Source organism: Stenotrophomonas sp. G106K1 (assembly GCF_037969685.1).
In the GTDB taxonomy this organism is placed as follows: Bacteria; Pseudomonadota; Gammaproteobacteria; order Xanthomonadales; family Xanthomonadaceae; genus Stenotrophomonas; species Stenotrophomonas lactitubi.
On sequence record NZ_JBBPFR010000032.1, the window covers coordinates 1 to 15193 of the forward strand.

The 15193-nt window shown below is 66.3% G+C and carries 14 protein-coding genes; 8 read left to right on the forward strand and 6 right to left on the reverse strand.

What is annotated here, in order from left to right:
* Positions 1-346 precede the first annotated feature (346 nt).
* The 3 genes from prpE (at position 347) to WKB25_RS19765 (ending at position 4013) form a co-directional block, all read left to right on the forward strand.
* The gene (gene prpE / locus WKB25_RS19755; protein ID WP_340572562.1) at positions 347-2227 is read left to right on the forward strand and encodes a propionate--CoA ligase; all 1881 of its coding nucleotides are present in this window, start codon (positions 347-349) and stop codon (positions 2225-2227) included.
* A gap of 192 nt (positions 2228-2419) precedes the next feature.
* The gene (locus tag WKB25_RS19760; RefSeq protein WP_340572563.1) at positions 2420-2923 is read left to right on the forward strand and encodes a hypothetical protein; all 504 of its coding nucleotides are present in this window, start codon (positions 2420-2422) and stop codon (positions 2921-2923) included.
* Between the two features lie 46 nt (positions 2924-2969).
* Positions 2970-4013: a suppressor of fused domain protein gene (locus WKB25_RS19765; RefSeq protein WP_340572564.1), complete on the forward strand. Its 1044-nt coding sequence runs from the start codon at positions 2970-2972 to the stop codon at positions 4011-4013.
* Positions 4014-4078: 65 nt separating this feature from the next.
* Here the strand turns inward: WKB25_RS19765 and WKB25_RS19770 are convergent, their stop codons facing one another.
* The 5 genes from WKB25_RS19770 to WKB25_RS19790 form a co-directional block, all read right to left on the reverse strand.
* Positions 4079-4690 carry a glutathione S-transferase N-terminal domain-containing protein gene (locus WKB25_RS19770; RefSeq protein ID WP_100463223.1) on the reverse strand — a complete coding sequence of 204 codons (612 nt, stop codon included), beginning with the start codon at positions 4688-4690 and terminating at the stop codon, positions 4079-4081.
* A gap of 86 nt (positions 4691-4776) precedes the next feature.
* Entirely contained in the window at positions 4777-5235 is a 459-nt protein-coding gene (locus WKB25_RS19775; RefSeq protein WP_025878087.1) for a cell wall hydrolase, read from the reverse strand.
* 299 nt (positions 5236-5534) lie between these two features.
* A complete protein-coding gene (locus WKB25_RS19780; protein ID WP_340572565.1) occupies positions 5535-7565 on the reverse strand; it encodes an NADPH-dependent 2,4-dienoyl-CoA reductase in 2031 nt (676 codons plus the stop codon).
* A gap of 101 nt (positions 7566-7666) precedes the next feature.
* A complete protein-coding gene (locus WKB25_RS19785) occupies positions 7667-8308 on the reverse strand; it encodes a hypothetical protein (protein WP_340572567.1) in 642 nt (213 codons plus the stop codon).
* Positions 8309-8445: 137 nt separating this feature from the next.
* Positions 8446-9465, reverse strand: coding sequence for a zinc-binding alcohol dehydrogenase family protein (locus tag WKB25_RS19790; protein ID WP_340572568.1), 1020 nt, complete (start codon positions 9463-9465; stop codon positions 8446-8448).
* Between the two features lie 359 nt (positions 9466-9824).
* Here WKB25_RS19790 and WKB25_RS19795 point away from each other — a divergent pair, with 359 nt between their 5' ends.
* From WKB25_RS19795 to WKB25_RS19810, 4 genes are all read left to right on the forward strand, one after another.
* Complete coding sequence (locus WKB25_RS19795; protein WP_049467654.1) at positions 9825-10916, forward strand: OmpA family protein; 1092 nt, start codon at positions 9825-9827, stop codon at positions 10914-10916.
* Between the two features lie 217 nt (positions 10917-11133).
* Positions 11134-11640, forward strand: coding sequence for a hypothetical protein (locus WKB25_RS19800; RefSeq protein ID WP_049467667.1), 507 nt, complete (start codon positions 11134-11136; stop codon positions 11638-11640).
* A 20-nt stretch (positions 11641-11660) separates the two neighbouring features.
* Positions 11661-12470 (forward strand): pseudouridine synthase, encoded by an 810-nt coding sequence (locus WKB25_RS19805; RefSeq protein WP_340572569.1) that lies wholly within the window; start codon positions 11661-11663, stop codon positions 12468-12470.
* 85 nt (positions 12471-12555) lie between these two features.
* Entirely contained in the window at positions 12556-12894 is a 339-nt protein-coding gene (locus WKB25_RS19810; protein WP_025878095.1) for a hypothetical protein, read from the forward strand.
* A 138-nt stretch (positions 12895-13032) separates the two neighbouring features.
* Here the strand turns inward: WKB25_RS19810 and kbl are convergent, their stop codons facing one another.
* The gene (kbl, locus tag WKB25_RS19815; protein WP_340572571.1) at positions 13033-14238 is read right to left on the reverse strand and encodes a glycine C-acetyltransferase; all 1206 of its coding nucleotides are present in this window, start codon (positions 14236-14238) and stop codon (positions 13033-13035) included.
* Between the two features lie 210 nt (positions 14239-14448).
* Here kbl and WKB25_RS19820 point away from each other — a divergent pair, with 210 nt between their 5' ends.
* The gene (locus tag WKB25_RS19820; RefSeq protein ID WP_340572572.1) at positions 14449-15141 is read left to right on the forward strand and encodes a TorF family putative porin; all 693 of its coding nucleotides are present in this window, start codon (positions 14449-14451) and stop codon (positions 15139-15141) included.
* Positions 15142-15193: the final 52 nt, after the last annotated feature.

Here is a 15193-nt window from a genome sequence, read left to right on the forward strand (position 1 = left end):
TCCGGTTGCGGGGGCGTGAGCGCCATGGGCCCGAGGCATGCCTCGGGCGGGTTGGGCAGGACGCCCAACCCCGGTCTTGCCGTGTGCGCAGGACAGCGCACACGAGCAAGGCGCGACCGAGCTTACAGGGATGTACTTGCAGCGACCCCCGCCATCTGCCCCCTCCCCGCCATCCCACGGAATGCACGCTTTTGCCGTTGCCGTTGCCGTTGCCGTTGCTCCGGCCTCGGCGGGTGCAGGGCTGCAAGCCCTGCAGAACAAATCCCACCCCCTACCAAGGTAGGGCGGCCCGCGCGCCAGCGCCGGACTATGCTCGAACCATGACTTCGTCTGGGAGGGCTGCGTCATGAACTACGAGGAAACCTACCGCCGCTCGATCGACGAGCCGGAGGCATTCTGGGGCGAGGAAGCCAAGCGCATCCATTGGCACAAGCCACCCCAACAGGTGCTCGACTACAGCAACCCGCCGTTCCGGCGCTGGTACGTCGGTGGCCAAACCAATCTCTGCTACAACGCCGTCGACCGGCATCTGGCCGACCGCCCGGACCAGCTCGCGCTGGTGGCCATCTCCACCGAAACCAACAGCACCCGCGAAATCACCTATCGCCAGCTGTATCGCGAAGTGAACGACTTCGCCGCCGTGCTGAAACACCTTGGCGTCGGCCATGGTGATCGCGTGGTGATCTACATGCCGAACATGGCCGAGGCCGTGTTCGCCATGCTTGCCTGTGCACGTATCGGTGCGGTGCACTCGGTGGTGTTCGGTGGCTTCGCAGCGCACAACCTCGCGCTGCGTATCGACGATGCCAAGCCGAAGCTGCTGATCGCCGCCGACGCCGGCATGCGCGGCGGCAAGCTCATTCCGTACAAGGTGATGGTCGATGCCGCCTGCGCCGAAGCCAGCAATCCGCCGCCGCACGTGCTGATCGTGTCGCGCGGGCTGGACCCGGCCGAGCCACGCATCGAAGGGCGTGACGTCGAGTACGCCAGCCTGCGTGCGCAGATCGGGCAGACCGATGTGCCGGTGCAATGGCTGGAATCGAGCGAACCCAGCTACCTGCTGTACACCTCCGGCACCACCGGCAAGCCGAAGGGCGTGCAGCGCGATGTCGGTGGCTATGCGGTGGCGATGGCGCAGTCGATGCAGACCGTGTTCGACTGCAAGCCGGGGCAGGTGATGTTCTCCACCTCCGACGTCGGCTGGGCGGTGGGCCATTCCTACAACGTGTATGGCCCGCTGATCGGCGGCTGCACTTCGCTGCTGTACGAAGGGTTGCCGACCAACCCCGATCCGGGCATCTGGTGGGCGCTGTGCGAGCAGTACAACGTACGCACGATGTTCTCTTCGCCGACGGCGATCCGCGTGCTGAAAAAGCACGACGCCGATTTCATCCATCGGCACGACCTGGATGCGCTGAAGTATCTGTTCCTGGCTGGCGAGCCGCTGGACGAACCGACCGCGCACTGGATCAGCGACGCGCTGGGCAAGCCGATCATCGACAACTACTGGCAGACCGAAACCGGTTGGCCGGCGCTGACGCTGCTGCCAGGCCTGGACATGAAACCGGTGCGTTTCGGCTCGCCTGGCTTCCCGAATCTCGGCTACCGGATGAAGGTGATCGACGAGAACACCGGTGAAGAAGTGGCGGCCGGGCAGAAGGGCGTGCTGGTGATGACGCCGCCGTTGCCGCCGGGCTGCATGAGCACGGTCTGGAATGACGACAGCCGCTTCCTGCAGAGCTACTTCAGCCACTTCAAGGAACTGCTGTACAGCTCGCTGGACTGGGCCATCCGCGATGACGATGGCTATACCTTCATCCTCGGCCGCACCGACGATGTGATCAACGTGGCTGGCCATCGCCTGGGCACGCGTGAGATCGAAGAGGCCATCTCCAGTCACCCGCGCGTGGCCGAGGCCGCGGTGATCGGGGTGAAGGACGAGTTGAAGGGGCAGGTGCCGCTGGTGTTCGTGACGCTCAAGCAGGGCCTTGATGGCGAAGACCCGGCCGCGGTGGTGGCCGAGATGATGGCCACGGTGACCGCGTCGCTGGGGGCAGTGGCGCGGCCGGCGCATGTGCACGTGGTCAACGCCCTGCCCAAGACCCGTTCGGGCAAGCTGCTTCGGCGTTCGCTGCAGGCATTGGCCGAGCAGCGCGATCCCGGCGATCTGTCGACCCTGGACGACCCGGGCGCGCTGGAAGAGATCCGCCGCGCGCTGGGACGTTGACCCGGTCCTGTAGAGCCGAGCCCATGCTCGGCTGCCCGGGTCAGGTACACGCAGCCGAGCATGGGCTCGGCTCTACAGAGATCCAGTGGTGCTGCAGCGCAGCTTCCTCGCCGCCACCGGTGCGCTAAGCTCGCCCCGGGGAGCGTGCCCGCAAGGGCACGCATGCGTATCGCATCGAGGGAAGGGGGAGCTATGGCACTGCTGCATGCCAAGACGGCCGCTGGCCGCCAAGAGATCGAAGACCGCGCCCGACGCCTGCCGGCGGCGCTGCGTTCGATCCTGTTGATGGTTGACGGTCAGCGCGATGAAAGCGAACTGCGCGGCTTGTTCGAAGGACTGCGCGCACCGCAGGATGCGCTGGAGCAATTGGCCGCACTCGGCCTGATCGAAGTGGTCGGCGGCAGGGCCGAACCTGCCCCGCAGCGCGGACTCTGCAGCGGCCGCGAGCAGGACCCGGCGCTGTACCAGCAGTTGTACGATGCGATGAGCGATGCCGTGCGCCGCCATCTCGGCCTGAAAGGCTACTTCATGCAGCTGAAGATCGAGCGCTGTACCGACGCGGTCACCCTGGAAAAGCTGTGTCCGGAAATGATCGCCGCGATCGGCAAGGCACGCAGCCCGGCGCTGGCCCAGCGCTGGTGGCAGGAGATCCAGATCTCGATGGCACCGGTCACGGCAGAGGTCGTGACCGGCTGACGGGCGGGGTAAAGTGGTCCGCTCTTTTTCCGCCCAGGAGCCCCGCATGCAGGACGACACCGATACCCCCGGTTGGGATGCGATCAATGCCGCGCTGGCACCGCTGTACGCCGGCCAGGAGCCGCGTCACTTCGGTACCGCGCTGCCTTACACGCTGGGTGGCCAGGATCCACTCGACGGCATCAGCGTGTACTGGGCGGAATCACCGGTTCCGCATTGGCACTACGTCACCTACGGTCTGTCAGAACTGTATGCGAAAGAGAGTAGTGATGCGGCCACCAGTGGCTATGGTTTCGAGCTGACGTTCCGCCTGGCTGCGGACAAGGGGGAGGATGCAGGCAGCACGCCGCCTGCGTGGCCGATGAACCTGCTGCAGAATCTGGCGCGCTATGTGTTCAGCAGCGGCAACGTGTTCGAGGATGGCCACCACCTCAACGCCAATGGCCCGATCGCGCTGGAGACCGACACCCGGCTTTGCCACTTGGCGTTCATTGCCGATCCGCAGTTGCCCGCGCGCGAGACCGCCAATGGGCAGTTGCAGTTCCTGCAGGTGGTGGGGCTGACCGACGGGGAAATGGACGCAATCAAGCGCTGGTCCACGCGCGGTGTGCTGCAGGTGCTGGAGCCAGCGATGCCGCTGTGGATCACCGATCTGCATCGCCGCAACCTGCTGGACGATCCGGCGCTGGCAGCGCAGGTGCAGGCCGGCAGCGAGCGTGAGGGATCCAGTACGGGCATGTTGTTCATCGAGACGCTGGACTGGCGGCAGACGGCGGGTATCACCACGCTGGTGCTGGGTGCGGGACAGGTTGGCAGTGTGAGTGAACTGCTGCCACTGCGCCTGCGCCACGGCAGGTCACTGACGCTGGTCAGCCGCGAACGGCAATGGGAGTTCGTGCCTGCTACCGATGGCGCCGCCACGGTCGAGGGCGGCAACGTGCGCTGGGGACTGGACGACGCAGCGTTGCAGGCCTGGCATCAGGTGAGGCCGCAGCGCGGAACCTACTCGGTATCGAGCACGCTGCAGGTTGACGTGGTGCCGACGTTCCTGCGCGATGCGAAGGGCGAAGTGATCCGCGAAATCGGCTGACCGCGCCGACGGAGCCTATGGGGTCGGAGCCGTTCGCGATGCGAACCGGTCCGACCCCGGTTCCATCAGGCCAGGCCTTCGGCCTTCAGCGCCGCCTGCACGCCCGGATCGGCGTCCATGCGCGCCTTGTAGGCGGCCAGGTTGTCCAGGCCCGACAGGTCGACCTTGGTGCCGGCCGCCCAGCGCAGGGTGATGTAGAAGTAGGGATCGGCGAAGCTGCGGAAACCGGCCAGCCACGGCTTGTCGGCCAGCTGCTTGTCGGCGGTCTCGAACAGCGCGCGCAGGCGCTTGTGTGCAGCGGCGCGGATCGCGTCGTACTGCCCTTCATCGGCGATGAACTTGCCTGGCGAGAACAGCGGCGAGAACGCCGGGTGCACGTCGGAGTTGACGAAGGCCAGCCAGCGGGTGGCTTCAGCGCGCTGACGCGGGCTGCCATCGCCGCCGAGACCGGCCTGCGGGTAGGTGTCGGCGATGTAGCCCATGATCGCTGCGTTCTGCAGCAGCACGAAGTCGCCATCGACGACCGCCGGCACGGCGCCGGCCGGATTGATCTTGAGGAATTCCGGACCCTTCAGGGTGTCCTTGTTCAGCAGTTCAACCTCGAACGGCTGGCCGGTCCACTGCAGGGCGATGTGGTCGGCGGTGGAACAGGCACCGGGCTTGCTGTACAGCTTCATGGGAACTCCAGGCGGGGTGTGGCGGGAATCCACCACTATCCCAGAGCTCACCGGCGTGCGGCAACGCTGCCGCCGGCAACGGATCGTTACGATTGCCGGGGCTTGAGGTTCTGCACTTTGTAGAAGGTGTGATCGCCGATGGTGGCCACCTGGTAGGCGTTGCGCCAGTTCGGGCTGGCAATCGCCAGCGCAGCGAAGTGGCTGGCACCGGGTACGATCTCGCGGCGCTCACCAGCCGGCAGCGCCCAGTTGCGCTCGGCGTCGAAGGCGACGTCCATCGCTTCACTCCAGGCCGCATCGTTGCCCAGCTGGGTGCCGGGGGAGACGATGGTAGGGGCGAACTGCTTGCGCGCGGTCACCACCTGGCACATCGAGTCGCCCCAGAGGCCGCTGTCGAGACGACGCAGGGCGACCTCGGCCACGGCCTGCTGGCCGCGCAGGGTCTGGTCGCGGGCTTCCAGGTAGACGGTGGTGCTCAAACACAATGAATCAGCGGCCGGCTGCGGCAACAACTGCGACAGCCAGAGAATCCAGGCCAGTTTCATATAACTCCTTGCTCCGTGTGGGACGCACCTGGCGGTTCCGGCAGCGCAGGCTGCTGGAGGCGGGGTACGACTTGGCGTCATGGGGAGGCGGCCATCGGGGCTGCCCCGTGGGCGGCCCCAAGAACACGATCGTGGATCGATCGGCGGGGTCCGCACCGGCTCACCGGAAACTGGCTGGTGAGCGGAAAGATGGCGCAAGGTAGGGGGGCATTGCCGAACGCATCCTGAATCGTCCGGCTTGACATTCAGCTTGGGGGCCGGTGACGGAAATCACGTTGCAGCCCCCATTCAGGCGCTTATCAGAGCGCGGCCGCGACGCGACTGCCCTGGTCAATGGCGCGTTTTGCATCCAGTTCGGCGGCGACATCGGCACCGCCGATGAGCTGTGCGGCGATGCCGGCTGCCTGCAGTTCGGCCTGCAGTGCGCGCTGCGGTTCCTGCCCGGCACAGATCACCACATGGTCGACCGGCAGCAGTTGTTCGCTGCCATCGACGCGGATGCGCAGGCCCGCATCGTCCACGCCCAGATACTCGACACCGCCCAGCATGCGCACGCCCTTGGCTTTCAGCGTGGCGCGGTGGATCCAGCCGGTGGTTTTGCCCAGCCGCGCACCGGGCTTGCCGGCGCTGCGCTGCAGCAGCCACAGCCTGCGCGGCGATGCCTCCACGGCGGGCCGGGCCAGTGCGCCGCGGGCCTCGAAGGTGGCATCCACGCCCCATTCGGCCATCCAGCGCTGCGGGTCCAGCGACGGCGAAGGGCCGTCGTGGGCAAGGAACTCGCCGACATCGAAGCCGATGCCGCCGGCGCCGATGATGGCGGCGCTGGCACCGACCTCGACCCGGCCCAGCAGCACGTCCAGGTAGTTGACCACCTTGGCGTGGTCGGCACCGGGGAAGTCGACCTTGCGCGGCACGATGCCGGTGGCCAGCACGACCTCGTCGAAACCGGCCAGGCTGGCTGCGTCGGCACGGGTGCCCAGGCGCAGCTGCACGCCGGTCTCGGCCAGCTTGTGGCGGAAGTAGCGCAAGGTCTCGTGGAATTCTTCCTTGCCGGGAATGCGCTTGGCCACGTTGAACTGGCCACCGATCTCCTCGCTGGCGTCGAACAGGGTGACCTGGTGGCCGCGTTCGGCAGCAACCGTGGCGCAGGCCAGCCCGGCCGGACCTGCACCGACCACGGCCACCCGCTTCGGTGCGGTGGTCGGGGTGTAGACCAGCTCGGTCTCGTGGGCAGCGCGCGGGTTGACCAGGCAACTGGCCAGCTTGTTCTCGAACACGTGGTCCAGGCAGGCCTGGTTGCAGGCGATGCACGTATTGATGGCCTCGGCACGGCCGGCGCGGGCCTTGTTCGGCCACTGCGGATCGGCCAGCAGCGGGCGTGCCAGCGACACCATGTCGGCACCGCCATCGGCGAGGATGCGTTCGGCGACCTCGGGCATGTTGATGCGGTTGGTCGCCACCAGCGGCAACGTCACGTGTGGCTTGAGCTTGGCGGTGACCGCGGCGAACGCGCCACGCGGTACCGACGTGGCAATGGTCGGAATGCGCGCTTCATGCCAGCCGATGCCGGAATTGAGGATCGTCGCACCGGCGGCCTCGATGGCCTGGGCCTGCTGCACGATCTCTTCCCAGTTGCTGCCGTCTTCAACCAGGTCGACCAGCGACAGGCGGTAGATGATGATGAAATCCGGACCGCAGGCTTCGCGGATGCGACGCACGATCTCCACCGCGAAGCGCATGCGCTGCGCGGCATCACCGCCCCAGCGGTCGTTGCGCTTGTTGGTGCGCGGGGCAATGAACTCGTTGATGAGGTAGCCCTCCGAGCCCATCACTTCCACGCCGTCGTAGCCGGCCTCGCGAGCCAGCTTCGCGCTGCGTGCGTAGTCGGCGATGTGCCGCTCGACGCCGCTGGCCGACAAGGCACGCGGGGTGAACGGATTGATCGGCGCCTTCAGCTTCGACGGCGCTACGGACAGCGGGTGATAGGCATAGCGCCCGGCATGCAGCAGCTGCAGGCAGATCTTCGCGCCGTGCTGTTGCGCGGCGGCGGTCAGCTGCCGATGCGGGCGCACTTCCCAGGGCCAGGACAGCTTGCCGCCGAACGGCTTGAGCCAGCCCACCACGTTCGGCGCAAAGCCGCCCGTGACGATCAGGCCGACACCGCCTTCGGCGCGCTCTGCGAAGTAGGCAGCCAGGCGCGGGAAGTCGCGTGCGCGGTCCTCCAGGCCGGTGTGCATCGAGCCCATCAGCACCCGGTTGCGCAGCTGGGTGAAGCCCAGGTCCAGCGGGGCGAACAGGTGGGGGAAGGCGCTTTCGTTGGCTGGCGACATATCGATACGCTTGCGTACGGAAGCGCGAAGGGTGCCGCGAAACGGCGCCGGGGGCAAGGGCTGGCAGATGGGTAGCGCCGGTCCATGCCCGGCGGACGCGACTACCCGTGGCCGCGCTGCGCGCTCGCCGGGCGTGGCCCGGCGCTACCGACCGCCGGCCGGCCGATCCCGAACCAGCCGAGGGTGATCCCGCACAGCGGCCCGATCAGCAGGGCGAAGGCGAGTGTGCCGACGCCGATGTTGCCACCCAGCCACCAGCCCAGCAGCAGCACGCTGCCTTCAATCAGGCTGCGCACCTTCCAGATCGGCCAGCCGGTGCGTGCGTGCAACCCGGTCATCAGGCCATCGCGCGGGCCAGGGCCCAGCTTCGCGCCGATGTACAGGCCGGTGGCCAGCGCCACCAGCAGCATGCCGGCGCAGAACATCGCCACCTGCCAGCCCAGGCCGACGGCCGGGGGCAGCAGCCACAGACCGAACTGGGCTGAAGGGCCTATCAGCATCACGTTGAGCACGGTGCCGACACCGGGCTTCTGTCGCAGTGGCCACCACAGCAGCAGCACCAGCGCACCGATCACGTTGGTGGCCAGGCCGAACGACAACGGGGTCTGTGCAGCAATGCCCTGCGACAGCACATCCCACGGCGCGACACCGATCGCGGCGCGGATCATCAGCGAGGCGCCGAAGCCGTAGAGGAACAGGCCGATGATCAGTTGCAGCAGGCGCAGGGGCAGGGCGGTGGGCATGACAGGCTCGCGGCAGGGATCTGTTTCCACCCTATCTCCGAAATCGAGCATTCAATAGATACAGATGCCTGCCAATCCACCGCCACAGGCTGCGACGAGCACAGCGTCAAGCCGTGCTCGGCGCGCGCAATAGTCGATCAGTCGTCCCAGCCGGCCAGCGCCAGCTTGCCGATGGTGCGGCCGCCGGCCAAGCGCTGGTGGGCGGCTTCCAGGTTGGTCGCGTTGATCGGCCCCAGCACCTCGCTCAGCGTGCCGCGCAACTGGCCTGCATCGATCATGCTGGCGGCGCGGTTGAGGATGCGGTGCTGCTCGATGCGGTCGGCGGTGGCAAAGCGCGCGCGGGCGAACATGAATTCCCAATGGATACCGATGCACTTGGCCTTGTAGGGATCGCCGATGCGCAGTGGGCCGCGCGGTTCGACGATCAGCCCGACATGTCCCTGCGGCGCCAGCAGCTGGCCCAGTTCGTCCCAGTAGTGATCGGTATCGGCCAGATTGAGTGCCACCTGCACGTCGTCGATGCCAAGCGCCTGCAACTGCGGTAGCAGGGGCTGGCGATGGTCGATGACATGCTGGGCGCCCATCCGACGGCACCAGTCGATCGAGGCTTCACGCGAGGCGGTGGCAATGACCTCGAAGCCGGCGTGGTGGGCCAGCTGGATCGCCATCGAGCCGACGCCGCCGGCACCGCCGATCACCAGCAGGCGCTGGCCGGCGTGGCGGCGGTCATCAAGCAGCAGGGGCATGCGCTGGAATAGCAGTTCCCAGGCGGTCAGGGTGGTCAGCGGCAGCGCGGCCGCTTCGGCGAAGTCGAGTGTGGTCGGTTTGCGCGCCACCAGCCGCTCATCCACCAGCTGATACTGCGCATTGCAGCCAGGGCGGGTGACATCTCCTGCGTAGTAGACCTCGTCACCGGAGGCGAACAGGCTGGCCTCCTCGCCCATTGCTTCGACCACGCCAGCGGCGTCCCAGCCGAGAATGCGCGGAGAATCCAGCGATGCGGCCGACGTGCCTGCACGCAGCTTCCCATCCACGGGATTGACGGAAAGTGCTTCGACACGGATCAGCAGGTCACGGCCCCGCGGCGGCTGCGGTGGTGGCAGCACCAGATCGCGCAGGGCAGGGGCGGATTCACGACACAGGGCGACGGCTTTCATTGCGGCTCCAGCTCGGTTCCTGTCTGCATCATAAGGTTCCTCACCTCGACGGGCGCGCGCTGAACCGCTTTGCGATAAACCAGAGCCAAAACTGTCGCATTTGGCCCTTAAACCCTTCCAAACCCTTGTGGTATGTGGGTCTTGCGGATTTTCATCATCCTGTATAGGGTTTCAACGTCGGGCCGGTAGCCGGTCGTGCACGACGCTTCACATGTTACGGGACTGTTAACATGACCTTCACCCGCCTGAGCATAATGTTCGCGGCGGTGGCGTGCTGAATCGGCTGTCTGAACATCGACGCAGTAGTGCTGGCCCATGCCTCTACCGGTTTCATACCCCCGAAATAGGAGCTGTACTCAATGAACAAGAAGATCCTTACTGCCGCGCTGCTGGGCGGTCTGGCTTTCGCCCAGGCTGCGTCGGCGCAGGAGTTCGATGACCGCTGGTACCTGACCGGTTCGGCCGGCTTCAACTTCCAGGATAACGACCGTCTGACCAACGACGCTCCGTTCGTGACCCTGGGTCTGGGCAAGTTCATCAGCCCGAACTGGTCGCTGGATGGTGAGCTGAACTATCAGAACCCGAACTTCGACGCCAACCAGGATCAGAACTGGTCGCAGTACGGCGTGTCGTTCGATCTGCGTCGCCACTTCATCAAGGAAGGCCGCGGCTGGAACCCCTACATCGTGGGCGGCCTGGGCTACCAGAAGTCGGAAGAAGAGTACCCGGCTCTGGACACCAACGGTCCGCGTGAGCGCAAGGACGGCAACCTGGCTGCCAAGCTGGGCGTCGGCCTGCAGACCACCTTCGACAAGCGCGTTGCTGTCCGCGCCGAAGTGGCCTACCGCGCTGACTTCGACGACCAGAGCATCGCTGCGCGCGACGAAAGCTGGTTCGGCGACGTGCTGGCTTCGGTCGGCGTCGTGATCCCGCTGGGCCCGGCTCCGGTGGCTGCTGCTCCGGCTCCGGCTCCGGTTGCCCCGAGCTGCGCCGACCTGGATGACGACGGTGACGGCGTCAACAACTGCGACGACAAGTGCCCGAACTCGCAGCCGGGTCAGACCATCGGTCCGGACGGTTGCCCGGTGCCGGTCTCGATCGACCTGAAGGGCGTGAACTTCGACTTCGACAAGTCGAACCTGCGTCCGGACGCTGTGGCCATCCTGAGCGAAGCCACCGAGATCCTGAAGCGTTACCCGGATCTGCGCGTTGAAGTCGCCGGTCACACCGACTCGAAGGGTACCGACGCTTACAACCAGAAGCTGTCGGAGCGCCGCGCCACTGCGGTGTACAACTACCTGACCCAGAACGGCGTCGACGCTGGCCGTCTGGCCGGTCCGATCGGCTACGGCGAGAGCCGTCCGATTGCGCCGAACACCAACCCGGATGGTTCGGACAATCCGGAAGGTCGCGCCAAGAACCGTCGTACCGAGCTGAACGTCCAGAACTAAGTTCTGACGCTCTGCCAGTAGGACACAGCAGGACCCGGCTTCGGCCGGGTCTTGTTGTTTGTGCGGTCCGGAATGATGAATCAGCGCTCTAGTGGCGACCGTTCGTCGGCAATTTGCTTATGAAACCAATGAGTTGCCGTATTCATTGAAAGTGGCGCTTGAAAGATGACGTGGCATTGCTAAACTCGCCGCGTCACTTCCTTTCGTGGATGCCCTCATGCTGCGCTCTGCATCGGCTGCCGTTCTGGCGCTGGCCCTGGTTCCTGCTGCTCACGCTGCGGTCGATTGCTCGGTCAACACCAGCGCTTCGCCGCTGCCGTTGCCGGCCACGGCCGTCGCCCCGGTGGCCGACGAGCTGTACATCCGCAGCAGCCAGTTGGGCATGGCCAGCGGCGTGCTGGGCAGCAGCTACGATCCGTCGCAGTCGCTGGACCAGGTGCTGCAGCGGTTGCGCATCGATGGCTGCCAGAACATCGCCAAGGCGATTCCGAGCGCGCCAGCGGTGAAGCCGAATGATCCTGCCGCGTACAAGCCGCAGACCGAGTTCGACAACACGCCGTGGCGCTTCGACATGAGCCAGAACGGCAAGCGCATGACCGCCGAAGAGTTCGACGCCTGGATGAAGGCGCGCGGCGTACGCGTGGTCAAGGCGCGTCCGGTTCCGGCAGCCACCCCGGCCGCAGCCGAAGTACCGGCTGAGACCAAGCCGGTCGACAAGAAGTAAGCGCGGCGGGGAGCAGAGGCTTGCGCACGCGCCGCCCACCTGCTGCTCCCGCTGCCCACTCCCACGCTGCGCGTGGGCGTGCGAATCCTCCTGCGGTTTTCGCTGGCGTGCGCCATGGCCTGGCGCGCGTGCTGTCCAAGGCCGGCGTGTGCTCGCGCAGCGAGGCCGCGCGCTGGATCGCCGATGGCCGTGTCCGTGTCGCCGGGCGCATCGTCCGTGATCCGGAATTTCCGATTGCCAGCCCGGCGCCGCCGATCGAGGTCGACGGCCAGCCGATGGGCGCACCGCAACGTGTGTACCTGATGCTCAACAAGCCGCGCGGGGTGGTCACCACCGTGCAGGATGAGCGTGGCCGCGACACCGTTTACCGCTGCTTCGATGGCGCCGGCCTGCCGTGGATCGCGCCGGTCGGTCGCTTGGACAAGGCCAGTGAAGGCCTGTTGCTGTTCAGCAACGATCCGCAGTGGGCCGCGCGCCTGACCGATCCGCAGACCGGACCGCAGAAGACCTACCACGTGCAGGTCGACCGCCTGCCCGATGACGACACCCTGGCGGCGCTGCGCGCCGGTGTCGAAGACGAGGGGGAATTCCTCCTCGCCCTGGCCGTGCGCGTGCTGCGCAGCGGCGAAAAGACTGCCTGGTTGGAGGTGGTCCTCGACGAGGGCCGCAACCGCCATATCCGCCGCCTGCTGGCGGCCTTCGACCTGCAGGTGCTGCGCCTGGTCCGCGTTGCGATCGGAGAGCTCACGCTCGGCGATCTCGGCAAGGGCCAGTGGCGGGCGCTGGAGGTCAGCGACCAGCAGCGGCTGGGGGCCGCTGCACCGGGCTGAGTGATGCCCACGGCCGGCGGTTGCCGGCCACCGTTCCAGGCGTAGGGGGCGCCTGGTTGTCGAATGTCCAGAACGGAGCCTGCCGATGTATCACCCGACCCTCAAGCAAACCCTGCGCTGCGCCAGCCTGTTGTTGCCGATCGTGCTGTTGACGGCCTGCGGCGGCCACAAGAAGACGGCCAAGGCCGATCGCCCGGCCGAGACCCCGGTGGTTGAAGTGAAGACCCCGGAACTGGATGGCCGCGGCAGCTATCGCTTCATGATGAGCAACGGCGACCAGAAGATGACCGCCGACCAGTTCGATGCTTGGATGAAAGCCAATGGCATCCGCGTGGCCAAGGGCAATGGGCAGGATGCTGCCGCCAAGCCGGTGGTGGTCGCCAGCAAGGACGAGCCCAAGGACAAGAAGAAAAAGAAGAAATAGTACTGGGTGGGTGCCGACCTTGGTCGGCACGTCCTGATGTTCAGCGCCGGGCCGTGCCCGGCGAGCGCATGGGCCGGCTATCGGGAAACCGCCGGGATGGCCCGGCGCTACCCATGGGGGATCCGGCCCCGGCGGTGATCAGCCCTTGATCACGCCCAGCTCGACGCCGATGCGGGTGAACGCACCGATCGCCCGGTCCAGGTGCTCGCGGCTGTGCGCGGCGCTGATCTGGGTGCGGATGCGCGCCTGGCCCTTGGGCACCACCGGGAAGAAGAAACCGATCGCATAGATGCCTTCTTCCAGCAGCCGTTCGGCGAACTTCTGCGCCAGCGGTGCGTCGTACAGCATCACCGGGCTGATCGGGTGCACGCCAGGCTTCACGTCGAAGCCGGCAGCGGTCATCTTCTCGCGGAAGTAGGTGGTGTTCTCGGTCAGGGTACTGCGCAGGTCATCGGCTGCGGCCAGCATCTCGAAGGCCTTGATGCCGGCGGCGACCACGTGCGGCGGCAGCGAGTTGGAGAACAGGTACGGACGCGAGCGCTGGCGCAGCAGCTCGATCACTTCGGCGCTGGCGCAGGTGAAGCCACCCAGTGCGCCGCCCATGGCCTTGCCCAGGGTGCCGGTGATGATGTCGATCTTCTCCAGCACGCCCTTGACCTCGGCCGAGCCGCGGCCCGTCGCGCCGAGGAAGCCGGTGGCATGGCATTCGTCGATGTGCACCAGCGCGTTGTACTTCTTCGCCAGTGCGGTGATTTCGTCCAGCGGCGCGATGAAGCCGTCCATCGAGAACACGCCGTCGGTGGTGATCAGCTTGGTCTTGCAGCCGGCCGCATCGGCGGCCTGCAGCTGCGCCTCCAGGTCGGCCATGTCGCAGTTGGCGTAGCGGAAGCGCTTGGCCTTGCACAGGCGCACGCCGTCGATGATCGAGGCGTGGTTCAGCGCATCGGAGATGATCGCGTCGTTCTCGCCGAGCAGCGGCTCGAACAGGCCGCCGTTGGCATCGAAGCAGGCCGCGTACAGGATGGTGTCCTGCTTGCCGAAGAAGCCGGCGATCTGCTTCTCCAGCTGCTTGTGCAGGTCCTGGGTGCCGCAGATGAAGCGCACCGAGGCCATGCCGAAACCATGGCTGTCCAGCGCGTCCTTCGCAGCCTGGATCAGGTCCGGATGGTCGGCCAGGCCGAGATAGTTGTTGGCGCAGAAGTTCAGCACCGTGCGGCCGTCTTCGAGGGTGATCTCGGCGGACTGCGGGCTGGTGATGATCCGCTCGGACTTGAACAGGCCCTGGGCGCGGATGGCGTCCAGTTCCTCAGCATAGTGGCGGGTCAGGGCGGAGGAGTCGGTCATGGCGTGGGCACGGCTCAGCACGGGAAACCACTGATTCTACCGGGCATCGACGGCTGCGGACCGGGCCGGAGGGGGCACCGCCATGGCCGGCACATGTTGCATCGCAATAGCAAACGGGTTAAAAATTCGTGAACCGGGGCTGTCTGGCTCCGGTCGCTGCGCCCGCTGCAGATCCCGCCTTCCACGCCACCGACCCCACCGGAGACGCCCATGAAGCACGCCCGTGCCTGCCTCGCCATTGCCGCCGCCCTGACCCTCGCGCCGTTCGCCGCCAGCGCCCAGGACAACGAATCTCCGTACAGCTGGAACGTCACCGCCGTCTCGGATTACCTGTTCCGTGGTGTGTCGCAGACCGATGAGGATCCCACCCTGCAGGCCGGATTCACCTACACCAGCCCGGTCGGCCTGTATGCCGGCGTCTGGGGCTCGGGCGTCGACTTCGGCGCAGGCGATCCGAAGACCGAGGTCGACTACCTGATCGGCTACGGCGTGGACGTGACCGAGCGCGTCAACTTCGACGTGCTGTTGAACCGTTACACCTACCTCAAGGCCAGCCACCAGAACTACAACGAGCTGATCACCACCACCACGCTGGACGACACCTACAAGCTGACGGTGGCCTACAGCAACGACGTGTGGAACAGCAGCACCGATGGCTGGTACTTCGGCCTGGGTGGCAGCTGGGGCTTGCCGAAGGAGTTCACGCTCAATGCCAACGTGGGTCGCAGCACCTTCGAGGACGGGATTGCCAAGGACTACACCGACTGGAACGTCGGCGTCGCCCGCCAGTTCGGCCTGTTCAATGTCGGCCTGGGCTACTACGGCACCGACGGCAATGGCCGCGACAACTCCGGCAAGCTGGCGCACAGCCGGGTGATGCTGAGCGTGGCGGTCGGAAAGTAACGCGCAGGCGTTACGGTAGTGCCGGCCGCTGGCCGGCAACACCAAAGAAAAA